Source organism: Pseudophaeobacter sp. TrK17, assembly GCF_042192375.1.
GTDB lineage: Bacteria > Pseudomonadota > Alphaproteobacteria > Rhodobacterales > Rhodobacteraceae > Pseudophaeobacter.
In genome coordinates this window covers 2539963-2556882 of record NZ_CP071700.1, presented here as the reverse complement: position 1 = coordinate 2556882, position 16920 = coordinate 2539963, and the positions used below count along the sequence as shown (strand labels likewise).

General features: G+C 58.3%; 18 protein-coding genes and 1 tRNA gene. 12 read left to right on the top strand and 7 right to left on the bottom strand.

Translation table 11 applies throughout. The annotated features are described in order from the left end of the window. Window positions 1-46: 46 nt before the first annotated feature. The gene (locus JZI28_RS12070; protein ID WP_375697753.1) at window positions 47-514 is read right to left on the bottom strand and encodes a hypothetical protein; all 468 of its coding nucleotides are present in this window, start codon (window positions 512-514) and stop codon (window positions 47-49) included. 263 nt (window positions 515-777) lie between these two features. Here JZI28_RS12070 and JZI28_RS12065 point away from each other — a divergent pair, with 263 nt between their 5' ends. The 4 genes from JZI28_RS12065 (at window position 778) to JZI28_RS12050 (ending at window position 3593) form a co-directional block, all read left to right on the top strand. Further along, window positions 778-1380, top strand: a complete 603-nt coding sequence (locus tag JZI28_RS12065) for a VOC family protein (protein WP_375697752.1) — start codon at window positions 778-780, stop codon at window positions 1378-1380. Window positions 1381-1483: 103 nt separating this feature from the next. Continuing rightward, window positions 1484-2182, top strand: coding sequence for a molecular chaperone DjiA (locus tag JZI28_RS12060; RefSeq protein ID WP_297338968.1), 699 nt, complete (start codon window positions 1484-1486; stop codon window positions 2180-2182). After that, the gene (locus JZI28_RS12055) at window positions 2163-3158 is read left to right on the top strand and encodes an endonuclease/exonuclease/phosphatase family protein (protein ID WP_375697751.1); all 996 of its coding nucleotides are present in this window, start codon (window positions 2163-2165) and stop codon (window positions 3156-3158) included. Before JZI28_RS12060 ends, JZI28_RS12055 begins: the two co-directional genes overlap by 20 nt. A gap of 30 nt (window positions 3159-3188) precedes the next feature. Further along, entirely contained in the window at window positions 3189-3593 is a 405-nt protein-coding gene (locus JZI28_RS12050) for a hypothetical protein (protein WP_295452964.1), read from the top strand. A 59-nt stretch (window positions 3594-3652) separates the two neighbouring features. On the opposite strand, the gene JZI28_RS12045 is transcribed toward JZI28_RS12050, so the two are convergent. From JZI28_RS12045 to JZI28_RS12030, 4 genes are all read right to left on the bottom strand, one after another. After that, window positions 3653-5197, bottom strand: a complete 1545-nt coding sequence (locus tag JZI28_RS12045; protein ID WP_297338969.1) for a Ppx/GppA family phosphatase — start codon at window positions 5195-5197, stop codon at window positions 3653-3655. 56 nt (window positions 5198-5253) lie between these two features. Next, complete coding sequence (locus JZI28_RS12040) at window positions 5254-5973, bottom strand: chromosomal replication initiator DnaA (RefSeq protein ID WP_375697750.1); 720 nt, start codon at window positions 5971-5973, stop codon at window positions 5254-5256. 1 nt (window position 5974) lies between these two features. Continuing rightward, window positions 5975-7057, bottom strand: coding sequence for an AI-2E family transporter (locus JZI28_RS12035; RefSeq protein WP_375697749.1), 1083 nt, complete (start codon window positions 7055-7057; stop codon window positions 5975-5977). A 228-nt stretch (window positions 7058-7285) separates the two neighbouring features. After that, complete coding sequence (locus tag JZI28_RS12030) at window positions 7286-8650, bottom strand: FAD-dependent oxidoreductase (RefSeq protein WP_375697748.1); 1365 nt, start codon at window positions 8648-8650, stop codon at window positions 7286-7288. Window positions 8651-8925: 275 nt separating this feature from the next. Between JZI28_RS12030 and proS the strand changes: the two genes are divergently transcribed. Then, a complete protein-coding gene (gene proS, locus JZI28_RS12025) occupies window positions 8926-10281 on the top strand; it encodes a proline--tRNA ligase (protein WP_297338973.1) in 1356 nt (451 codons plus the stop codon). Between the two features lie 92 nt (window positions 10282-10373). Here proS and hemN read toward each other — a convergent pair whose 3' ends face one another. Continuing rightward, complete coding sequence (hemN, locus tag JZI28_RS12020; protein WP_375697747.1) at window positions 10374-11729, bottom strand: oxygen-independent coproporphyrinogen III oxidase; 1356 nt, start codon at window positions 11727-11729, stop codon at window positions 10374-10376. Window positions 11730-11993: 264 nt separating this feature from the next. Here hemN and JZI28_RS12015 point away from each other — a divergent pair. The 3 genes from JZI28_RS12015 (at window position 11994) to JZI28_RS12005 (ending at window position 12987) form a co-directional block, all read left to right on the top strand. Further along, window positions 11994-12080: transfer RNA gene (locus JZI28_RS12015), tRNA-Leu, on the top strand. Between the two features lie 229 nt (window positions 12081-12309). Next, on the top strand, window positions 12310-12708 hold the full coding sequence (locus tag JZI28_RS12010; protein WP_348155851.1) for a rhodanese-like domain-containing protein: 399 nt from the start codon (window positions 12310-12312) through the stop codon (window positions 12706-12708). Between the two features lie 87 nt (window positions 12709-12795). Further along, the gene (locus JZI28_RS12005; RefSeq protein WP_295453020.1) at window positions 12796-12987 is read left to right on the top strand and encodes a hypothetical protein; all 192 of its coding nucleotides are present in this window, start codon (window positions 12796-12798) and stop codon (window positions 12985-12987) included. 83 nt (window positions 12988-13070) lie between these two features. On the opposite strand, the gene JZI28_RS12000 is transcribed toward JZI28_RS12005, so the two are convergent. Then, window positions 13071-13871, bottom strand: a complete 801-nt coding sequence (locus JZI28_RS12000) for an alpha/beta fold hydrolase (protein ID WP_375697746.1) — start codon at window positions 13869-13871, stop codon at window positions 13071-13073. An 82-nt stretch (window positions 13872-13953) separates the two neighbouring features. On the opposite strand from JZI28_RS12000, the gene JZI28_RS11995 reads away from it, so the two are divergent. The 4 genes from JZI28_RS11995 to JZI28_RS11980 all read left to right on the top strand — a co-directional run bounded on the left by JZI28_RS11995 (window position 13954) and on the right by JZI28_RS11980 (window position 16882). After that, window positions 13954-14319, top strand: coding sequence for a hypothetical protein (locus tag JZI28_RS11995; RefSeq protein WP_375697745.1), 366 nt, complete (start codon window positions 13954-13956; stop codon window positions 14317-14319). Between the two features lie 162 nt (window positions 14320-14481). Further along, window positions 14482-14937, top strand: coding sequence for a RimK/LysX family protein (locus JZI28_RS11990; RefSeq protein ID WP_295453026.1), 456 nt, complete (start codon window positions 14482-14484; stop codon window positions 14935-14937). Continuing rightward, entirely contained in the window at window positions 14934-15839 is a 906-nt protein-coding gene (gene rimK, locus JZI28_RS11985) for a 30S ribosomal protein S6--L-glutamate ligase (RefSeq protein WP_375697744.1), read from the top strand. The genes JZI28_RS11990 and rimK overlap by 4 nt, the downstream gene beginning before the upstream one ends. After that, window positions 15839-16882, top strand: a complete 1044-nt coding sequence (locus tag JZI28_RS11980) for a succinylglutamate desuccinylase/aspartoacylase family protein (RefSeq protein WP_297338979.1) — start codon at window positions 15839-15841, stop codon at window positions 16880-16882. The genes rimK and JZI28_RS11980 overlap by 1 nt, the downstream gene beginning before the upstream one ends. Window positions 16883-16920: the final 38 nt, after the last annotated feature.

Genomic DNA, 16920 nt, shown 5'->3' with positions numbered 1-16920 from the left:
GGCCTTGCACTGACCTGGATCTGATGTACGCAGCCGTTGCCGCCCCTCACGCGTAAAAATCGATGGCCGGTTGTGACTTATCATAGCCCGCCTCTTCCAAGGCGGCCAAAACGGTGTCGCCTAAACTCAACGCGTCTTCACTGGTTGAATCATAGGCCTCAACGGTGGCGGCGATCAGCTCGACAATTTCGTCGTCAACGGTCGAAATCCCCTGCCTTTCCTGTGGCGGCAGCGGACGGTCCGCGCGCAAGGCCGCATCGGCTCCGGATTGGGCAGCCCGCTCGCCCGCCGCACTGCCTGACCCCGCCAAGGCTGCGTCAAGATTTTTTCCGTTGCCCAGGTCTGGGTCTTTGACCTGAATGAGCATTGTTCGGGCATTGGCGTCCAATAGCTTGTCAGGCTCGAAACTGGACAGAAAGGCTGCGAGCTTTTCTGCTTGCTCACCATTCATCTTTGTCGATTTCCTGTTCAGGCTCGACAGTAGTTCCTGGCTCATTGAACCTTGGATCAGCATCAGATGACCTCCTATACCTCGTTCACACGGCACCAGGTGTCCTGGCTCGCTTCTGACACGGACATGGAAGAAGGGGCCTCATTATCTGAAGCCCGCGCCATGACCAAAGTTTCCTTAATTTCATAGGGGGCAGGCCATAATTCAAGCGCTGGCAGTACCTTATGGTTTCCAAACTATGAATGTCTGCCAGTGATCACCTCCTCAGCTTTGCGCTTGAATGTCGCAAGGGGCCGGCTAGGGTGTGGCCAAAATAGGAGAGCATGATGGAACTGGATCACCTGGCCGTCGCAGGCGCAACTCTGGAAGAGGCGCGGGTTCATGTGGAAGAGGCGCTTGGTGTGGCGCTGCAGCCGGGCGGGCAACATGCGATGTTTGGCACCCATAATTACCTGCTTGGGCTGGCGGATGGGCTTTATCTTGAAGCCATCGCCATTGATGCATCTGCCACCCCACAGCGGCGGCCCTGCTGGTTTGATCTGGACCGGTTTACCGGGGCGCCCCGGATCAGCAACTGGATTTGCCGCTGCACCGATCTGCCCGCACAACTGGCCGGGCTGCCAAAGGGGGCAGGGGAGCCTGTTTCGCTGACGCGGGGCGATCTGAAGTGGGATATGGCGGTGCCGGCGGACGGGATTCTGCCCTATGACAATATGTTTCCAGCACTGATTGAGTGGCATTCTACCCATCCGGCGCCCAGTCTGCAGCAGCAGGGCTGTCGGCTGCACCACCTGGTGATTTCCCACCCCGAGGCGGGCGCTTTGCAAGAGGTGATGCCAATGTCTGATCCGCGGATCAGTTTTGAGACCGGTCCGATGGGGTTTGAGGCTGAGTTTGACACGCCCCACGGGCGCCGCCATCTGCGCTGAAATCAGACGCTACCGGCGGTGATTTGCCAGTTGCCCGCCGCGGTGTGCAGCGGCAACGCGGGGCAGCACTGACATCGGCTGGGTTTCCAGCTAAGGTATTGATATGACTCTTTGGTCCCGAATCTCAGATGCGCTGGCTGCGCTTGGCAAGGGCGAAAGCCTTGCGGATGTTTTTGACCGTCTGCGCACCCCGCCCGAGCGATCGGTAGCCTTTGCCATTGCAGTGGTGGCTCTGGGCGCCAAGATGGCAAAGGCAGATGGCCAGGTCACCCGGGATGAAGTCACCGCCTTTCGCGAAGTGTTCCAGATCGCCCAAAACGACGAGGCCGGCGCGGCGCGGGTCTTTGATATGGCTCGGACAGATATTGCCGGATATCAGGACTATGCGGCGCGTATCCAACGGATGTTTGCCTCGGACAGCAGCACCCTGTGTGATCTGATGGAGGGGCTGTTCCATATCGCCATGGCAGATGGCTTTTATCATCCCGGTGAAAACGAGTTTCTGGAGGATGTGAGCCGGATCTTTGGCCAGACACCACAGCAGTTTCAGGCGCTTAGGGCGCGGTTTGTCCCGGATGCGCCCAAGGATCCCTATACGGTGCTTGGCGTGTCCCCGGATATGCCGCGTGAGGAGATCCGTAAATACTGGCGCAAGCTGGTGCGCGACACCCATCCGGATGCAATGATCGGGCGCGGAGTACCGGAAGAGGCCGTGCGGCTGGCGGAAAAACGCATGATAGATATCAACCGGGCCTGGGATCAGATCAACGGATGTGAAAAACATGCGCCTGGTCACCTATAATATCGAATGGTTTGCGCATCTGTTTGACGATGCTGACAATTTGATGCTCGATGGTGAATCTTCTGGGCGCTATGGCGTCGATCGCTACACCCAGGGCCGGGGTATTGCCCATGTGCTGCAACGCCTGGATGCGGATGCGGTTATGGTCGTGGAGGCGCCTAACACCGGGCGAAATCAGAGCTGTAGAAGAGCGTTGGAACGCTTTGCCGCCGAGGCAGGCCTGCGCACGGATACTGCGGTTTCCGGTTTTGCCACCGACACCCATCAAGAAATCGCGCTGCTCTATGATCCAACGGTGCTGACCGTGAAGGTGGATCCCCAGGTCAGCAAAGACACGCCACGCTTTGATGGTAGCTTTCATATTGATCTGGATGTGGATGACCGGATGGACCGGGTCCGGTTTTCCAAGCCGCCGCTGGAACTGCGGGTCAACACCAAAGAGGGCATGACTTTGCGCCTGATCGGTGCGCATTTGAAATCAAAGGCCCCCCATGGGGCTGAAAACGCCAAAGACGTGGTGCGGCTCTCCATCGCCAATCGGCGCAAGCAGCTGGCCCAGGCGATCTGGCTGCATCGGCGTGTCGCAGACCACACCGAGGCCGGCGAACATGTGATTGTCATGGGGGATCTCAATGACGGGCCGGGGCTGGACGAATATGAGCGCCTGTTTGGAAAATCCTCGGTTGAGATCGTCATGGGGACAGAGCTGAGCGATCCCCATGCACAAGGTCTGCTGAAGCCGCGCGAGATTGTGCAGCCCTCGACCTCCCGGTTTTACAACGCCGCAACCAAGCGCTATTTTGGTGCGCTTCTTGATTATGTAATGATTTCCCACGGGTTGGAGGCCTACGCACCGCGCTGGCGTATCTGGCACCCTTTTGAGGATGCCGAGTGTTATGGCGACATTCCCCTGCGGGAGGCGCTATTGGCGGCGTCTGATCATTTCCCGGTCTCATTGGATCTTGGGCTGACTTAAATTTTTACACAGAGAGACTATATTGACCCCATGAAACATATTTTCGCTCCCGCCCTGATCGCCAGTTTTTTGATGGCCTCCCCTCTTGTCGCCCAGGACAGTGTCCCGCAGGATGGCGACAGTGGGGGCTCCAGCCTGATGGAGCGCGGGGCTGAGCTGTTCTGGAAAGGGCTGCGCGAAGAAATGGCGCCTTCCCTGGAGGAGCTGGAAGGGCTGATGTCTCAGATTGGGCCGTCAATGCAGAGCTTCCTGGCGGAAATGGGCCCGGCATTGACAGAAATCGCGGGCAAGGTCGAAGACTGGAGCCGCTATGAGGCGCCGGAAATCTTGCCCAATGGCGATATCATCATTCGCCGTAAACCAGATGAACCAGACAGCACGCCACCTGAAGGTGGCTCAGCTGACGGGGCAGGCGACGGGTCCACAGATCTGTGAGCGATAGCACATGCGGTCGCTGCCAAAGCAGAGCTCGCATGTGATCACGTCAGCCGACCTTATTTGGTGATCTTGACGCTGAGCTCAGCCTCCAAGGCCTCAGCCAGCGATTTCAGACGGCTCTCGGCCACTTCACCAAACAGATCCTCACAGGCGCGGGGCAGTTCCAAACACAGATGACGTTTGCGGGGCTGCCATTTCAACGTGCCAATATCGCCCTCTTCGCTGACCATCAGCATAGCGCCAAAACGCATGGCCTTGCCTAGGATCTCAGCTTCTTTTTGGCCCTTTTCGTCCAAAAGGTCGTAAAGATACTCAAAGGCAGTGCCCTGTCTTTTGTTGCGGTAGCGATGCAGCAGGGCCAGGCCGAGAAAAATCCGTTCAGAGTGTTTCAAGCCGCCAAGATTGGCGCGGGTTGCATTGTCAAAACAGACTTCGGCGCGATAATCCGGGTGGGCGCGCCAACTGACGTCATGCAGCAGGCAAGCGGCCTTGATCAGGCGCTTCTGGGCGTGCGGGCCAGAGCTGAACAGCGGCAGAACAAAGTCATAGAGCGTTTTGCCAAAGCCTGGCAGTCGCGCATCCTTGGACTCGGCAAAGCGGCAGGATTCCACCAGCGGGTCCCGGTTACGCAGCCGCTGCGGCATCTGCTCATAGAGCAGGCCTTCGCGAATGCCATAACTGGACACCGCAATATCCTTAGGCTTGAAGGTTTTGACCAGGCGCGACAGCACGTCGATGGCATAGGGCACAAGCGACATCCGCGCGGCAGAGATGCCACAGGCGGTGCGCAGATCTTCGATATCATTGGTGTCGATATATTTCAGAGTTTCCCGGACATCCCGCGCGGTCATTCGGTATTCATGCAGAACCCGTAAGGGATAGCCGCGCCGCATCATGTCGACACGGGCAATGGCGCGCCAGCTGCCGCCAACCAGAAACAGGCGATCCGTCTGCCGCCCCATTTCGGTGCTCAGCTCCTTCATGACCGCAGATATATGCGCCTTGCGTCCGCGACGCCCGCCCTTGATGTCACGCAGTTTTAGCGGCCCAAGCGAGGAAGTCATACGCTTTCCAACCTCACCATCGTGGATTTCAGCCAGCTCCATCGAGGAGCCGCCAATATCGCACACCAACCCATAAGACCCGGGCCAGCCCAGCAATACACCCTGGGCCGACAGCCGGGCCTCTTCGCGCCCGTCAATCACCCAGATTTTCAGCCCGGTTTCCTGCAGGACTTCCTCGCAGAACTCCGGGCCATCCTCAGCGTCGCGCACCGCGGCTGTGGCCACCACCGACAGGCCTGGCAGCCCCATGCCCTGGGCCAGATGCTGGAACCGGCGCAGCGCTGCCAGCGCCCGAACGCGCCCTTTGGGGTTCAGCTTGCCCGTTTCCGACAGGCCGGCGCCCAGGGCACACATGATCTTTTCGTTGTAGAAATAGGCCGGGCTACGTGCAGCGCCGTCAAAGATCACCATACGAACCGAGTTGGAGCCGACATCAACCACGCCGACTCGCGATAGGGCGCGGGCGCTGGGGTCTTCAAAAACGGGGCGACCAAAAGGGCCTCCATCGGGGGCGGAGCTGGCCTTGGCTGGGGTCATGGTCGCCTCATCAATTCTGCTTTGTGTTATCACGATGGGCCATGCCCAGATTTGGGTCAATCGCTGGTATATGCGACATTTTTGGTTACTTGTAGCGGATCATTTGGAAGGTCTTGTGACATCAGCCTGACCGCAAGAGGGCGCGACAGGGTGCGTCCTTCGGAGAGCGCCAGACTATCAAGCTGTTTTACGATGACAGCCGCAGCTGCAAATGAGCGATCCATATGGGCTACCAGGTAGGGGATAACATCAGGTTTTGGCGTTACCTGCCTGTCGTTAAACAGTTTTGCCAGAACCACGGCAAGCAACGCATCATCCGGGGCTTGCAGCTCTGCGTGGGTCGCGGCCTGCACCCGGCTTTGCAGATCTGCCAGCGACAGTTGCCAAAGATTCGGCGCAGCCCGCCCCGTCAACATCAGCGCATGGCCATTGGACAGAACCAGATTGTGTAGGTGGAACAGGGCGTTTTGGGCCTCTGGGTTGCCAGCAATGGCCGGAACATCTTCCACCACCACCGGCGCCTGCGCCAATTTGGGCACCTGCTCTTCCCGCAGGCTGCTGGCCTGCAGGATCTTGGCACCGGTCTGACTGGCCCAGACATGGGCGAGATGGGTCTTGCCAGAGCTGGCAGGGCCGGTCAGAACCAGTTTGCCGCTGGGCCAGTGAAAGGAAGGGTCCAACAAGGCCACGGCCATGGCATTGGAGGGGGCGACAAAAAAGTCATCCCGCCCCAGGGCCGTTTTGGCGGGCAAATCAAAGCTCAGCTGTTGGGCCATTTCAGGTCTCGTCTTTTTGCTGCAAGGCCGGGTGTTCCAAGCCCCGGTACAATCGGCTGTCGAGATACTGTTCTACCAGGAAACGCGCAACCACCCCGAGCGCGGCGGCCAGGGGCACGGCGACCAGCATACCAACGAATCCAAAAAGGGCGCCAAAAACCGACAGCGCCAGCAACAGCCAGACCGGGTGCAATCCGACGGAGTTACCCACCAGTTTGGGGGTCAGGTAGTTGCCTTCGATCACCTGTCCAAAAGCAAAGATGGCGCCGACGATGCCAATCGACCACCAATCGCCCCAGAACTGGAACAGGGCCAGGCCAATGGCCAACGCGCCGCCAATCAGCGCTCCGAGGTAGGGAATGAAGGTGACCATTCCGGCAATAAAGCCAACCGCCAGGCCAAAGTTGAGGCCGACAAGCATCAAGGTGACAGCGTAGTAGCTGCCCAGAATCAGGCAGACGGTGCCCATGCCGCGAATGAAGGAGGCCAGAACCGCGTCGATCTGCGACATCAGGCGGCGGATGATTGGGGCGTGATCACGCGGCAGCAGTTCGTCCACACGGGCTATCATACGGTCCCAGTCGAGCAGCAAATAGACGGCAACCACTGGAACAATGATAAACAATACCAATACATTCAGAAGCGAAACTGCGGATCCGGCGATGCCCTCAACCAGTTCAATCCCTTTGCCCTGCAAGGTGCCAACAATCGAGGCAATGGTTTGTTGCGCCCGGCTGCCTTCGGTAAAGACAGAAGGGAAATGAGTCTGCGCAAAGGCTCGCAGATCCCGAAAGGCCTTGGGCAGGGTCTCGGTCAGATCAATCAGCTGATTGATCAGCGTCGGCAGCAAGACAAGCAAAGCCAGCAAAAAGATCAGCATCAAGAACACGACAATCACAGCCGTGGACGTCGACCGACTGAGCCCCATGGTTTCCAGTCGATCAGCAACAGGGTCGATCAGATAGGCAATGGCTGCGCCCAGCACAAATGGCAGTAAAACGTCGCCCAGCGACCACATCACAATGGAAAAAATCAGGGCGGCAACGCCCCAGTATTTGAACTGTTTTTTTGCCGGAAGGGCCATGACTGCGCTGCCTTTTTGCGGACTGATCCGTAGGATCTTTGCTCAGTCATCGCCCAAGGCCGCGCCCCTTGCAAGAGGAGCGCGCGGCTCTGGGGTTAAACTGAGCTGTTTTTTGCGCCGAAAGTCCCGCTTTGGCGCGTGCTCCGGTCCCTGCGAATCCCACCCAGGCTGTGTTGCCGGGGTGGTGTGGTCCTGCCCTGGGCGAGAACAGGGCCGGGATGGGGCAGGTCACTCGATCCTGACGCCTTGGCGTTTCAGTTCCGCCTGCAAAGCGGTGATGTCCACAGCCTCCAGCGCGCAGTCTGATTTGACGGACAGGGCCGAAGCAATGCCTGCGCCTTGGCCCGCGACGGCACAACAGGCCATGTTGCGGGTGGCGGCATGGGCGATTTTGTCGCCACCAATGGCGCGACCGGTCACCAGCAGGCCTTCGACTCCCTTTGGCAACATGGCGCGATAGGGGATCTGCATGTAGCGTCCGGTGGTGGGCAGGATCAACACGCCATAGCCATCAATGAATTCCGGATAAATCCCGATGCTATCGTCAAAGCGGCCCTGATTGCGGGTCTCATTCTCGGTAATATTGTGCAAGGCGTCGATCTTGCGGGTGTCGCGAATGCCGATGGTCATGCCAAAATTGCGCAACCGCGCCGCTTCGCAGCCCGGCGTGTAGGCATTCAGCGCTTTTATCGCCAACATGGCCTGTTTGCGGCCTTCGATTTCGCCACTGGTCATGCTGTCCGGGTCGGTGCCGTCGATGCCTGCCAGATGCACGAGGTTCATATAGGTCATCTCGCCACTGTCATGCACCGCGCCCCATGTGCCGCCAATGGTATTGAGATGCGCGGGGATCACCCCGTCGCGGATCGCTTGTCCAAAGGGTTTGGCCAAAAAGGGCGAATACATCTCGTCTTCTTTCCCGGAGGTTTCGACCTGCCATTCGCCGGTGGACCAGTCAGCATAGGTCTGCGGGTCGGCCTTGACGCCCTCGATGAATTTTTGCTTGTCGACACCTGCGATGTGGAACATGACGCTGGCCGCCTGCATTTCCTCCACCGGGGTTTTCACTGTAGGCGCCCCCATCATATGGGCAATGTCCGCATCACCAGTGGCGTCGATCACCCGTTTGGCCAGCACCGCTTCGCGGCCTGCCTTGCTTTCGACAATGACGCCGGTGACACGGCTGCCTTCCCGGATCGGGGCCACAAAGACTCGGTGCAGCATGGGGTGGATTCCGGCCTCTTCTACCAGCTTGTCTGCCACCAGTTTGAAGCCCTCGCTGTCCAGCTCATAGGACAGGGATTGGCTTTCGGGTACGGCGGCGCCCATGGATTTGGCACGGTCTTCGAATTCCCAGCCTATCCCCCCGGCCTCAACCGTTTGCTCGTGACGATACCAGGCAAAGCCCTCCACGCCGACGGTGGTGATATTGCCACCAAAACAGCCAAACCGGTCCAGCAGAGTCACGGCAACACCAGCCCGTGCCGCAGCCAATGCCGCGGCCAGCCCGCCGGGGCCGGAGCCCACCACCAGCACTTCGGTTTCATGGATCACCGGTATCTCACGGGCTGGTTCAAGAATGGTTTTGGTCAAGTCTTTCTCCTTAAAGACAGCGAAGCAGCTCCGGGCTGGCAGTGAGGTTTCCGCTAACAGATATATTCTTGTATGGTCGTTCAAGTTATTTTTGCGCTGCTCGGGTGGAAAAATTGACAACATCGCGCTGACAGGCCGGTAAAAATCACTTGGGTCGGGCCGACGGCTTGCCAGGCGGTCCGTGCTTTCGTGCCTCTGCTCTTGCTCGCCTTCGTCGCAGCCACTACACCGGGCGGGATCGCGAAAACACGAACCACATCAGCTCTGGAGCCATCATGCGCCTGTCCCGCTATTTCCTGCCTGTTCTGAAAGAGACCCCCTCCGAGGCCCAAATTGTCAGCCACCGCTACATGCTGCGCGCCGGAATGATCAAGCAATCCTCTGCTGGCATCTATTCCTGGTTGCCGCTTGGCTTCAAAGTGTTGAAAAAGCTTGAAGGCATCGTGCACGAAGAGCAGCAGCGCGCCGGCCACATTCCGATGCTGATGCCCACCATCCAATCGGCGGATCTGTGGCAAGAGTCCGGTCGCTATGATGACTATGGGGCCGAAATGCTGCGCATCAGCGACCGCCATGGCCGCGATATGCTGTATGGTCCCACCAATGAAGAGCTGATCACCGATATTTTCCGTGCCAACGTCAGTTCCTACAAGGATCTGCCGCTGACCCTCTATCATATCCAGTGGAAATTCCGCGATGAGATCCGTCCGCGCTTTGGCGTGATGCGGGGGCGCGAATTCTACATGAAAGACGGGTATAATTTCGACCTCACCCAGGAGGACGCGCTGCACGCCTATAACCGTCACCTGGTCAGCTACCTGCGCACCTATGAACGCATGGGCCTGCAAGCCATTCCGATGCGCGCTGACGGCGGGCCAATTGGTGGCGATTATACCCATGAGTTCCTGGTGCTGGCGGAAACCGGTGAAAGCGAGGTCTTCTATGATAGCGCCGTCACCGATCTGAGTTTTGGGGATCGTGAAATCGACTATGACAGTGTCGAGCAGTGTCAGAGCGTGCTGGAGGAGTTCACCTCAAAATATGCCCGCACCGATGAGACCCATGACGCGGCGCTGTTCAACGAGGTGCCAGAAGAGCGCCGCCGGGTGGCGCGTGGTATCGAGGTTGGCCAGATCTTCTATTTTGGCACCAAATATTCCGAGGCCATGGGCGCAACCGTGCAGGGGCCAGACGGCAAACCCACCCCGGTTCACATGGGCTCGCACGGCATTGGTGTGTCGCGTCTGTTGGGTGCCATCATCGAAGCCAGCCATGACGACAAGGGCATCATCTGGCCCGAAGGCGTGACGCCGTTCCACTGTGGTATCGTCAACCTCAAGCAGGGCGATGACGAGGCAGACGCTGCCTGTAACCAGCTGTATGCGGCGCTGACCGCGCTGGGGCTGGAGCCGCTTTATGATGACCGTAAGGAGCGCGCCGGCGGCAAATTTGCCACCATGGATCTGATTGGCCTGCCCTGGCGCATCACTGTTGGCCCCCGTGGTCTGAAAAACGGTGTGGTTGAACTGACCTCGCGTCGCAGCGGCGAAAGCGAAGAGCTGAGCCCGGAAGAGGCGGTGAAAAAGATCGCAGCAATCTATGCCAAGCACGGGGCCACCCGGGGGTTCTGATCCCAGATTGGGCGGCAAGACTTACATGACTTCTAGGGGAGGCGGGCCAGATGGCGCGCCTCCCCTTTTTTGAATTTACGGTATGTTCCGCGTTATGAGGCGCGGCTGAATTTGGCATCCGCTGGCATGTGGGCATCAAACAGGCTGGCAATAATCCGGGTCATCGGGCGTCCCTCTTCGGTGATTTCCAGCTTTGCATCCGTCAGGCTGACCAGATCGCCAAAGCGGCCAACCACCTGGTCCAGATCCGCGTCCAGCCCGGCGGTCAGCGCACCAAATTGCTGCGTGAGGGACTCTCGGTCCAAGGCAAAATCACACATTATCATCTCAATGGCGCGGGCGCGCATCAGGTCTTCCTGCGTCATCTCGTGGCCCCGTGCGCCAGCCAGGTGCCCGGCTTCGATATGTTTGATATAGGCCGGAGTGGCCGCGGCATTCTGCACATAGCCACCTGGAAGCCGCGAGATGGACGAGGCACCAATACCAATGAGGGCAGGGCAGATGTCTTCGGTATAGCCCTGAAAATTGCGTCGCAGATGACCGCTGCGCGCCGCCTTGGCCAGGCCGTCGTCCGGCAGGGCAAAGTGGTCGATACCAATGGCTTGGAACCCGGCTTCGGCAAAGGCGGTTGCCGATTGTCCCGCCAGGGCAAAGCGCGCCTGATCATCCGGCAGAACCGTCTCATCAATCAGCTTTTGGCGCTTGGCAACCCAGGGCACATGGGCATATCCAAACAGGGCGAGGCGGTCGGGCTTGAGGCTCAGCACCTTGTCCAGCGTATCCGCCATGCGAGCCGGGGTTTGATGCGGCAGACCGTAGACCAGATCGGCATTCAGCGAGGTAATCCCGGCAGCGCGCAGATCCTCGACACAGGCCAGGGTTGCCTCAAAGGGCTGCTGGCGGCCAATGGCCTCTTGCACCAGGGGATCAAAATCCTGGATGCCAATACTGGCCCGGTTCATGCCCTCGGCGGCAAGGGCGGCGATTTTGTCCCGGTCCACCAGGGTTGGGTCGATTTCCACCGAGAACTCCCAGTCCGGTGTCTGCGGAAACACGTCTTTGACGGCGCGCGCCAGCCTGTGGATCAAGGCAGGGGGCAGAATGGTGGGTGTGCCACCGCCCCAATGCAGTCGCCCCATGCGCAGGCCCTTTGGCAGGGTGTCTGCCAGCAAGGCAAGCTCGGCCTCCAGCGTGCCTATGTAACTCTCAACCGGGCTCAGCGATTGGGTGCCCTGGGTGCGGCAGGCGCAGAACCAGCACAGGCGTTCGCAAAAGGGGATGTGGATATAGACCGAGACCGGAACCTTTGGGTCCAGGGCTGCCAGCTGTCGCTGTTGCGACATCAGCCCGATATTGGGGCTAAACACCGGCGCGGTGGGATAGGAAGTATAGCGGGGCACGCGGCTGTCAAAAAGCCCAAGCGCAGCAAGGCGATCAATCTGTTTCATGACTCCCATTTGTCGCTTATTGCATGGCCTTGCTTTGCGCAGGATCAAATAGGGAAGAAAATTTGGTCCTCTTACTTCCCTCTTTACCCGCCCTCTGGCCTCCCTCTGGCTGGCGGGATAAGCTGTTGAAAAGAAACCTGACTATGAAAACCTCCCCGGATCCTGCCTGCTATTGCGCGGGGGCGTGATTTTTTATGGCCCTAGCTTCGCTTTTCCGTTTGACGCCCGCCGCGCATCGCCTTATACGGCCCCAACACGACACCTGCCCAGGTGGCGGAATTGGTAGACGCGCTAGCTTCAGGTGCTAGTATTGGCAACGATGTGGAGGTTCGAGTCCTCTCCTGGGCACCAAGTTTTCCCCTTAAAATTTCACCGTAGTGACGCCCATGTATTGGCGTGACGGTTTTGCTGCCAGCAATGGCGATGACTGGGCAGTACATCGCGGTGTTGGCCTGTATGATTGGCCTTTGGCCAAATAGTCACATCCCGTTGAACAGGGGTTTTCTCAGCTTTCGAACAGCGCCATCTTGGAGCAAAGCGGCAGGCATCCGGTGATGCCTATGAGCTCCAGGAGAGATAAATGGCAATTTCCTTGCAAGAGATGATGGCTGACGCAAATGCGGCAGTGGCGCGCATTCCGGTGGCCCAAGCGCAGGAGTTAATCGCGCGAGGGGCTTTGTTGCTCGATGTGCGCGACGCCCCTGAATTGGAAGCGCAGGGGCGCGCGACTGGATCGCATCATATTCCGCGTGGGATGTTGGAGTTTCGCGCCGATCCTGCCAGCCCCTTTTATGATGTGGCCCTGCGTGCGGATCGCCCTGTGGTACTGCATTGCGCCAGTGGTGGCCGTGCGGCCCTTGCGGGCAAGCTGCTGAAAGACATGGGGTACGACGAGGTCTACAATCTAGGTGGTTTTGCTGACTGGAAAGAGGCTGGGGCGCCGGTAGAGGAACCTGTCGATCGCGGCATGGGGCTTTGAGGTGAACTGATCCGGATCAAAGAACGGGTGCGCAGATTTGGGTAAGACATGATTCACATTCGAAACCCAATAGTCGAGGAGGCCTGTATGTTACGCCTTGCATCCATTCTTTATTCCCTGATCGGCAGTAGCCTGGCTGGCGTCGGTGTTATCGCCGTTCTGGTGGCTGGATTTGTGTCGGTAAATGCGATCTTGCTTGCGGCCGTTGGCGGCGCGGTTCTGGGCCTGCCGGTGGCCTGGCTGGTGGCGCGTCAGCTCTATCAGAACGGAGCCCACTAACTGTTTCACGGGACTGATCCACCAATCTGGCAAAAGGTGGCCCCCAAAGCTCACGGACTTTGGGGTGGTCCTGTTTATGGCAGTCAGGCGTTGAGAAAGGCGCGGGCATTGGCCTCAAAGGCGCGCGGCTTTTCTGCATGGAGCCAATGACCGGCCCCGGGGATCTTGGCAAAGCGGGCGTTGGGGAAGCGGGCGAGGATGACGTCGCGGTCTTCGCGCCGCACATAGTCCGAATTGCCACCAGACAGAAAGAGCACAGATCCCTGCCATTGGGCCTCGGTCTCAGGGAAGGACATGATGTCGGGCATATGCCGCGCCAGGGTGTCTAGGTTGAGCCGCCACCCCTTGTTAGGGATATCCAGGGACTGGGTGAAAAAGCTCTGCAGGGCCGGTTCGACACCCGCTTTTGCCAACTGTTGCTCAACATCGCCGCGCCGTTCCACTTGGTCAAAATTCACTGCGCGCATTGCGTCGATGAATTGAATTTGACTGTGGTTATAGGGCACAGGCGCAATATCGGCGACAATCAGGCGATGCACCATTTCATGGTGGTTGAGGGCCAGCATCATGGCGGTTTTGCCGCCCATGGAGTGGCCGATCACATCCATCTGGCCCCCATGCACTGCGATGACTTCGGCCAGGTCTTCTGCCATTTCTGGGTAACTGTGACTGTCGCTCCAGGGGCTTTGCCCGTGGTTGCGCAGATCAACGGCGACAACCTGGCGCTCATCCGCGAGCCGTTTGCAGATCACCCCCCAATTGCGCGCAGATCCATAGAGACCATGCGCAACCAGCAAGGGAGGTTTATCGGTGGGGGTACCATGTAGAATGTAGTTCAGCATGCGCCAGTGATAGCCTTGCGGCCAGGGCATGGCCAGACCCATTGAGGCGCAGGGACGCTTGCGGTAACTACTGGGGGCAGGAAACCGGGGCGAGCACAGCGTCCCAAAAGCGGAGCACAGATCAATGGCGCAAGACATCTTTGCCGATATCGAAGAGGTGCAGGAGTTGTTGAGATCCCATGCCGAGGTCTCGGGGGATCTGGCATCCGCTTTAGGCAAGGCGCGGCGTCAGCTGCCGCGGCGAATTTATAAACAAGGGATGCGTCTGGCCAATGCTTTGCCGATGTTGGAGCATCCAAAGCTGCGCCAGACCCAGGATGAAAAATCCCTGCAACAGGCAGCGCGGGAAGTGAGAAACCACCTGAAAAAGATCGACACCGCAGATCGCCGCAAGGGACGTATGCTCGAGATCCTGGGCAGTATGGCCTTCGCTATACTGGTGGTGTTTGTGCTGCTGGTGGCTGTTTTGCGTTGGCGTGGGTTTATCTGACCTGCAGAACGGTCTAGTTACCGGCCTGTTGAGGGAGGTTCGGCGCGGGGTCCTGGCAGCACGCGACTGCAGCATCTACCTAATCCAGCTCAACAAATAAGGTTGGTACACCTGCATGAAGCTGTCATGGTGGATGCGATAGAGAAACTGGAGATGCGTTGTATGCTCATTGTTGGCTGGCGGGAGCGTGTCGATCTGCCGCTTCTGGGTCTCAGAAACCTCAAAGCAAAAATAGACACCGGGGCGCGTACATCTGCCCTGCATGCGACCGATATCGTGAGCTTTGAACGCGATGGCGTCCCTTGGGTCAAGTTTCACACCCGGTTCGATGATGACGCGCTGGATACGGATGTGGAATGCCCGATTTTCGACCAACGGGATATTCGCAACACCAGTGGCATCCCGCAGTCCCGTGTCGTCATTCGAACCAAATTTCGGATTGGCAGCCGCCTGTGGAAGATCGATCTGTCGCTGACTGAGCGCTCAGACATGAAGTTTCGAATGATTGTCGGACGCACCGCTTTGCGGCGACACAATATCCTTGTCGATCCCAGCAAAAGCAATCTGACGACGCCAGTTTCGGCCCAACACTCTGATGAAAGGAGCTCGCCTTCATGAAAATTGTCATGCTTGCCCGAAATCCGAATCTCTATTCCCATAAACGCCTGGCTGAAGCCGCCGAGGCACGCGGCCATGAAATTCGAATTGTCGACACCCTGCGGTGCTACATGAACATCGTGTCGCGGCGTCCCGAAATCTATTATAACGGCGAAAAGCTGACAGGCTATGACGCGGTGATCCCTCGGATTGGCGCATCCATTACCTTCTATGGCATGGCAGTGTTGCGGCAGTTTGAAATGATGGGTGTCTATCCATTGAACGAAAGCGTCGGCATCGGCCGCTCACGTGACAAGCTGCGCTCAATGCAGCTGTTGGCGCGCGATGGTATCGGCCTGCCGGCAACCACATTTGCCCATGATCCCAAACAAACCGAAGAAGTTCTGAAAGTGGCAGGCAGTGCGCCCTTGGTCATCAAACTGCTGGAAGGCACCCAGGGCATGGGCGTGGTTTTGGCGGATACTGACCGCTCTGCCAAATCCGTGATCGAGGCCTTTCGGGCGACAAAAACAAATATCCTGGTACAGGAATTTATCAAAGAGGCCGGCGGCACCGATATCCGCGCGATTGTAATTGGCGGTAAGGTGGTGGCAGCGATGAAACGCAAAGGCGCCGAGGGCGAATTCCGCTCCAACCTTCATCTCGGGGGCACAGCTGAGGTGATCAAGCTGTCGCCTGCCGAACGTGCCACTGCGGTTGGCGCTGCCAAGTCGATGGGGTTGAATGCCTGTGGCGTTGATATGTTGCGCTCTGACAATGGGCCGCTGGTGATGGAAGTGAACTCCTCTCCCGGTCTGGAAGGTGTCGAAAAGGCAACCGGCCTTGATATCGCTGGCAAGATCATTGAGTTCATCGAGAAGAGCGCAAAGCCCGGTGCCACCAAGACAAAGGGCAAAGGCTAATGCCCAAACGGCCTGCGTTCGAAATCGGCGGTGAAGTGGTGGCCGCGGGTAGCCGCCAGACCATTGATTTGCCGGTCAGTTCCTTGTCTGATCACACACCGGTCATGATGTCTGTGCATGTGATCCATGGGAAGCTAGACGGGCCCACGGTGTTTGTCAGCGCCGGTATCCATGGCGACGAAGTGATCGGCATCGAGATCGTGCGCCGCTTGCTCAAGTCCTCTGCTTTGCGTGGAATGCGCGGGACATTGATCGTGGTGCCAATTGTGAACTCATTTGGGTTTATCAATAAATCCCGCTACTTGCCCGACAGGCGGGATCTCAACCGATCCTTTCCCGGCAGCGAAGGCGGCTCGCTTGCTGCGCGACTGGCCAATCAGTTTTTGACCCAGATTGTGTCGCGGGCGGATCTCGGTATTGATTTGCATTCAGCCGCCATCCACCGCACCAACTACCCGCAGGTGCGGGTGTCACCGGGTGAAACCGAGATCCGTAAGCTGGCGGATGCCTTTGGGGCGCCAATCATCATGGAATCGACAATCCGCGAAGGGTCTTTGCGGCAGGCGGCCCAAGATCTGGGAACACCTGTTTTGCTTTATGAAGCTGGCGAAGGCTTGCGCTTTGACGAGGTGTCTGTGCGCGCTGGGCAGGTCGGAATTTTGCGGGTCTTGAAATCGCTCAGTATGATTTCAGGGCGTGGGGTTGCTGCGTCCAAGGGGCAGCCGCAGTTTTGTACCGCCAGCAAATGGCTGCGCGCGCCGATGGGCGGATTGTTTCGCAGTCTGAAATCCGACGGTGAACTGGTCCACAAAGGGGATTTGCTCGGTGTTGTCTCTGATCCCTTTGGAGAACTGGAACGTGAGATCGAGGCACCTTTCAGCGGTATCATTGTCGGGCGCGCGGTGTTGCCGATTGTGAACGAAGGCGATGCGGTGTTCCATCTCGCACGGGTTCGGTCAGTAGAACAGGCCGAGGACGCGATGGATGAACATTCAACACAACTGGCCGACGATCCAATGTTTGATGAGGATGAAATCATCTGATCGCAGGGTGACCTTGCAACCCCAGCCTCGGCGAAGGT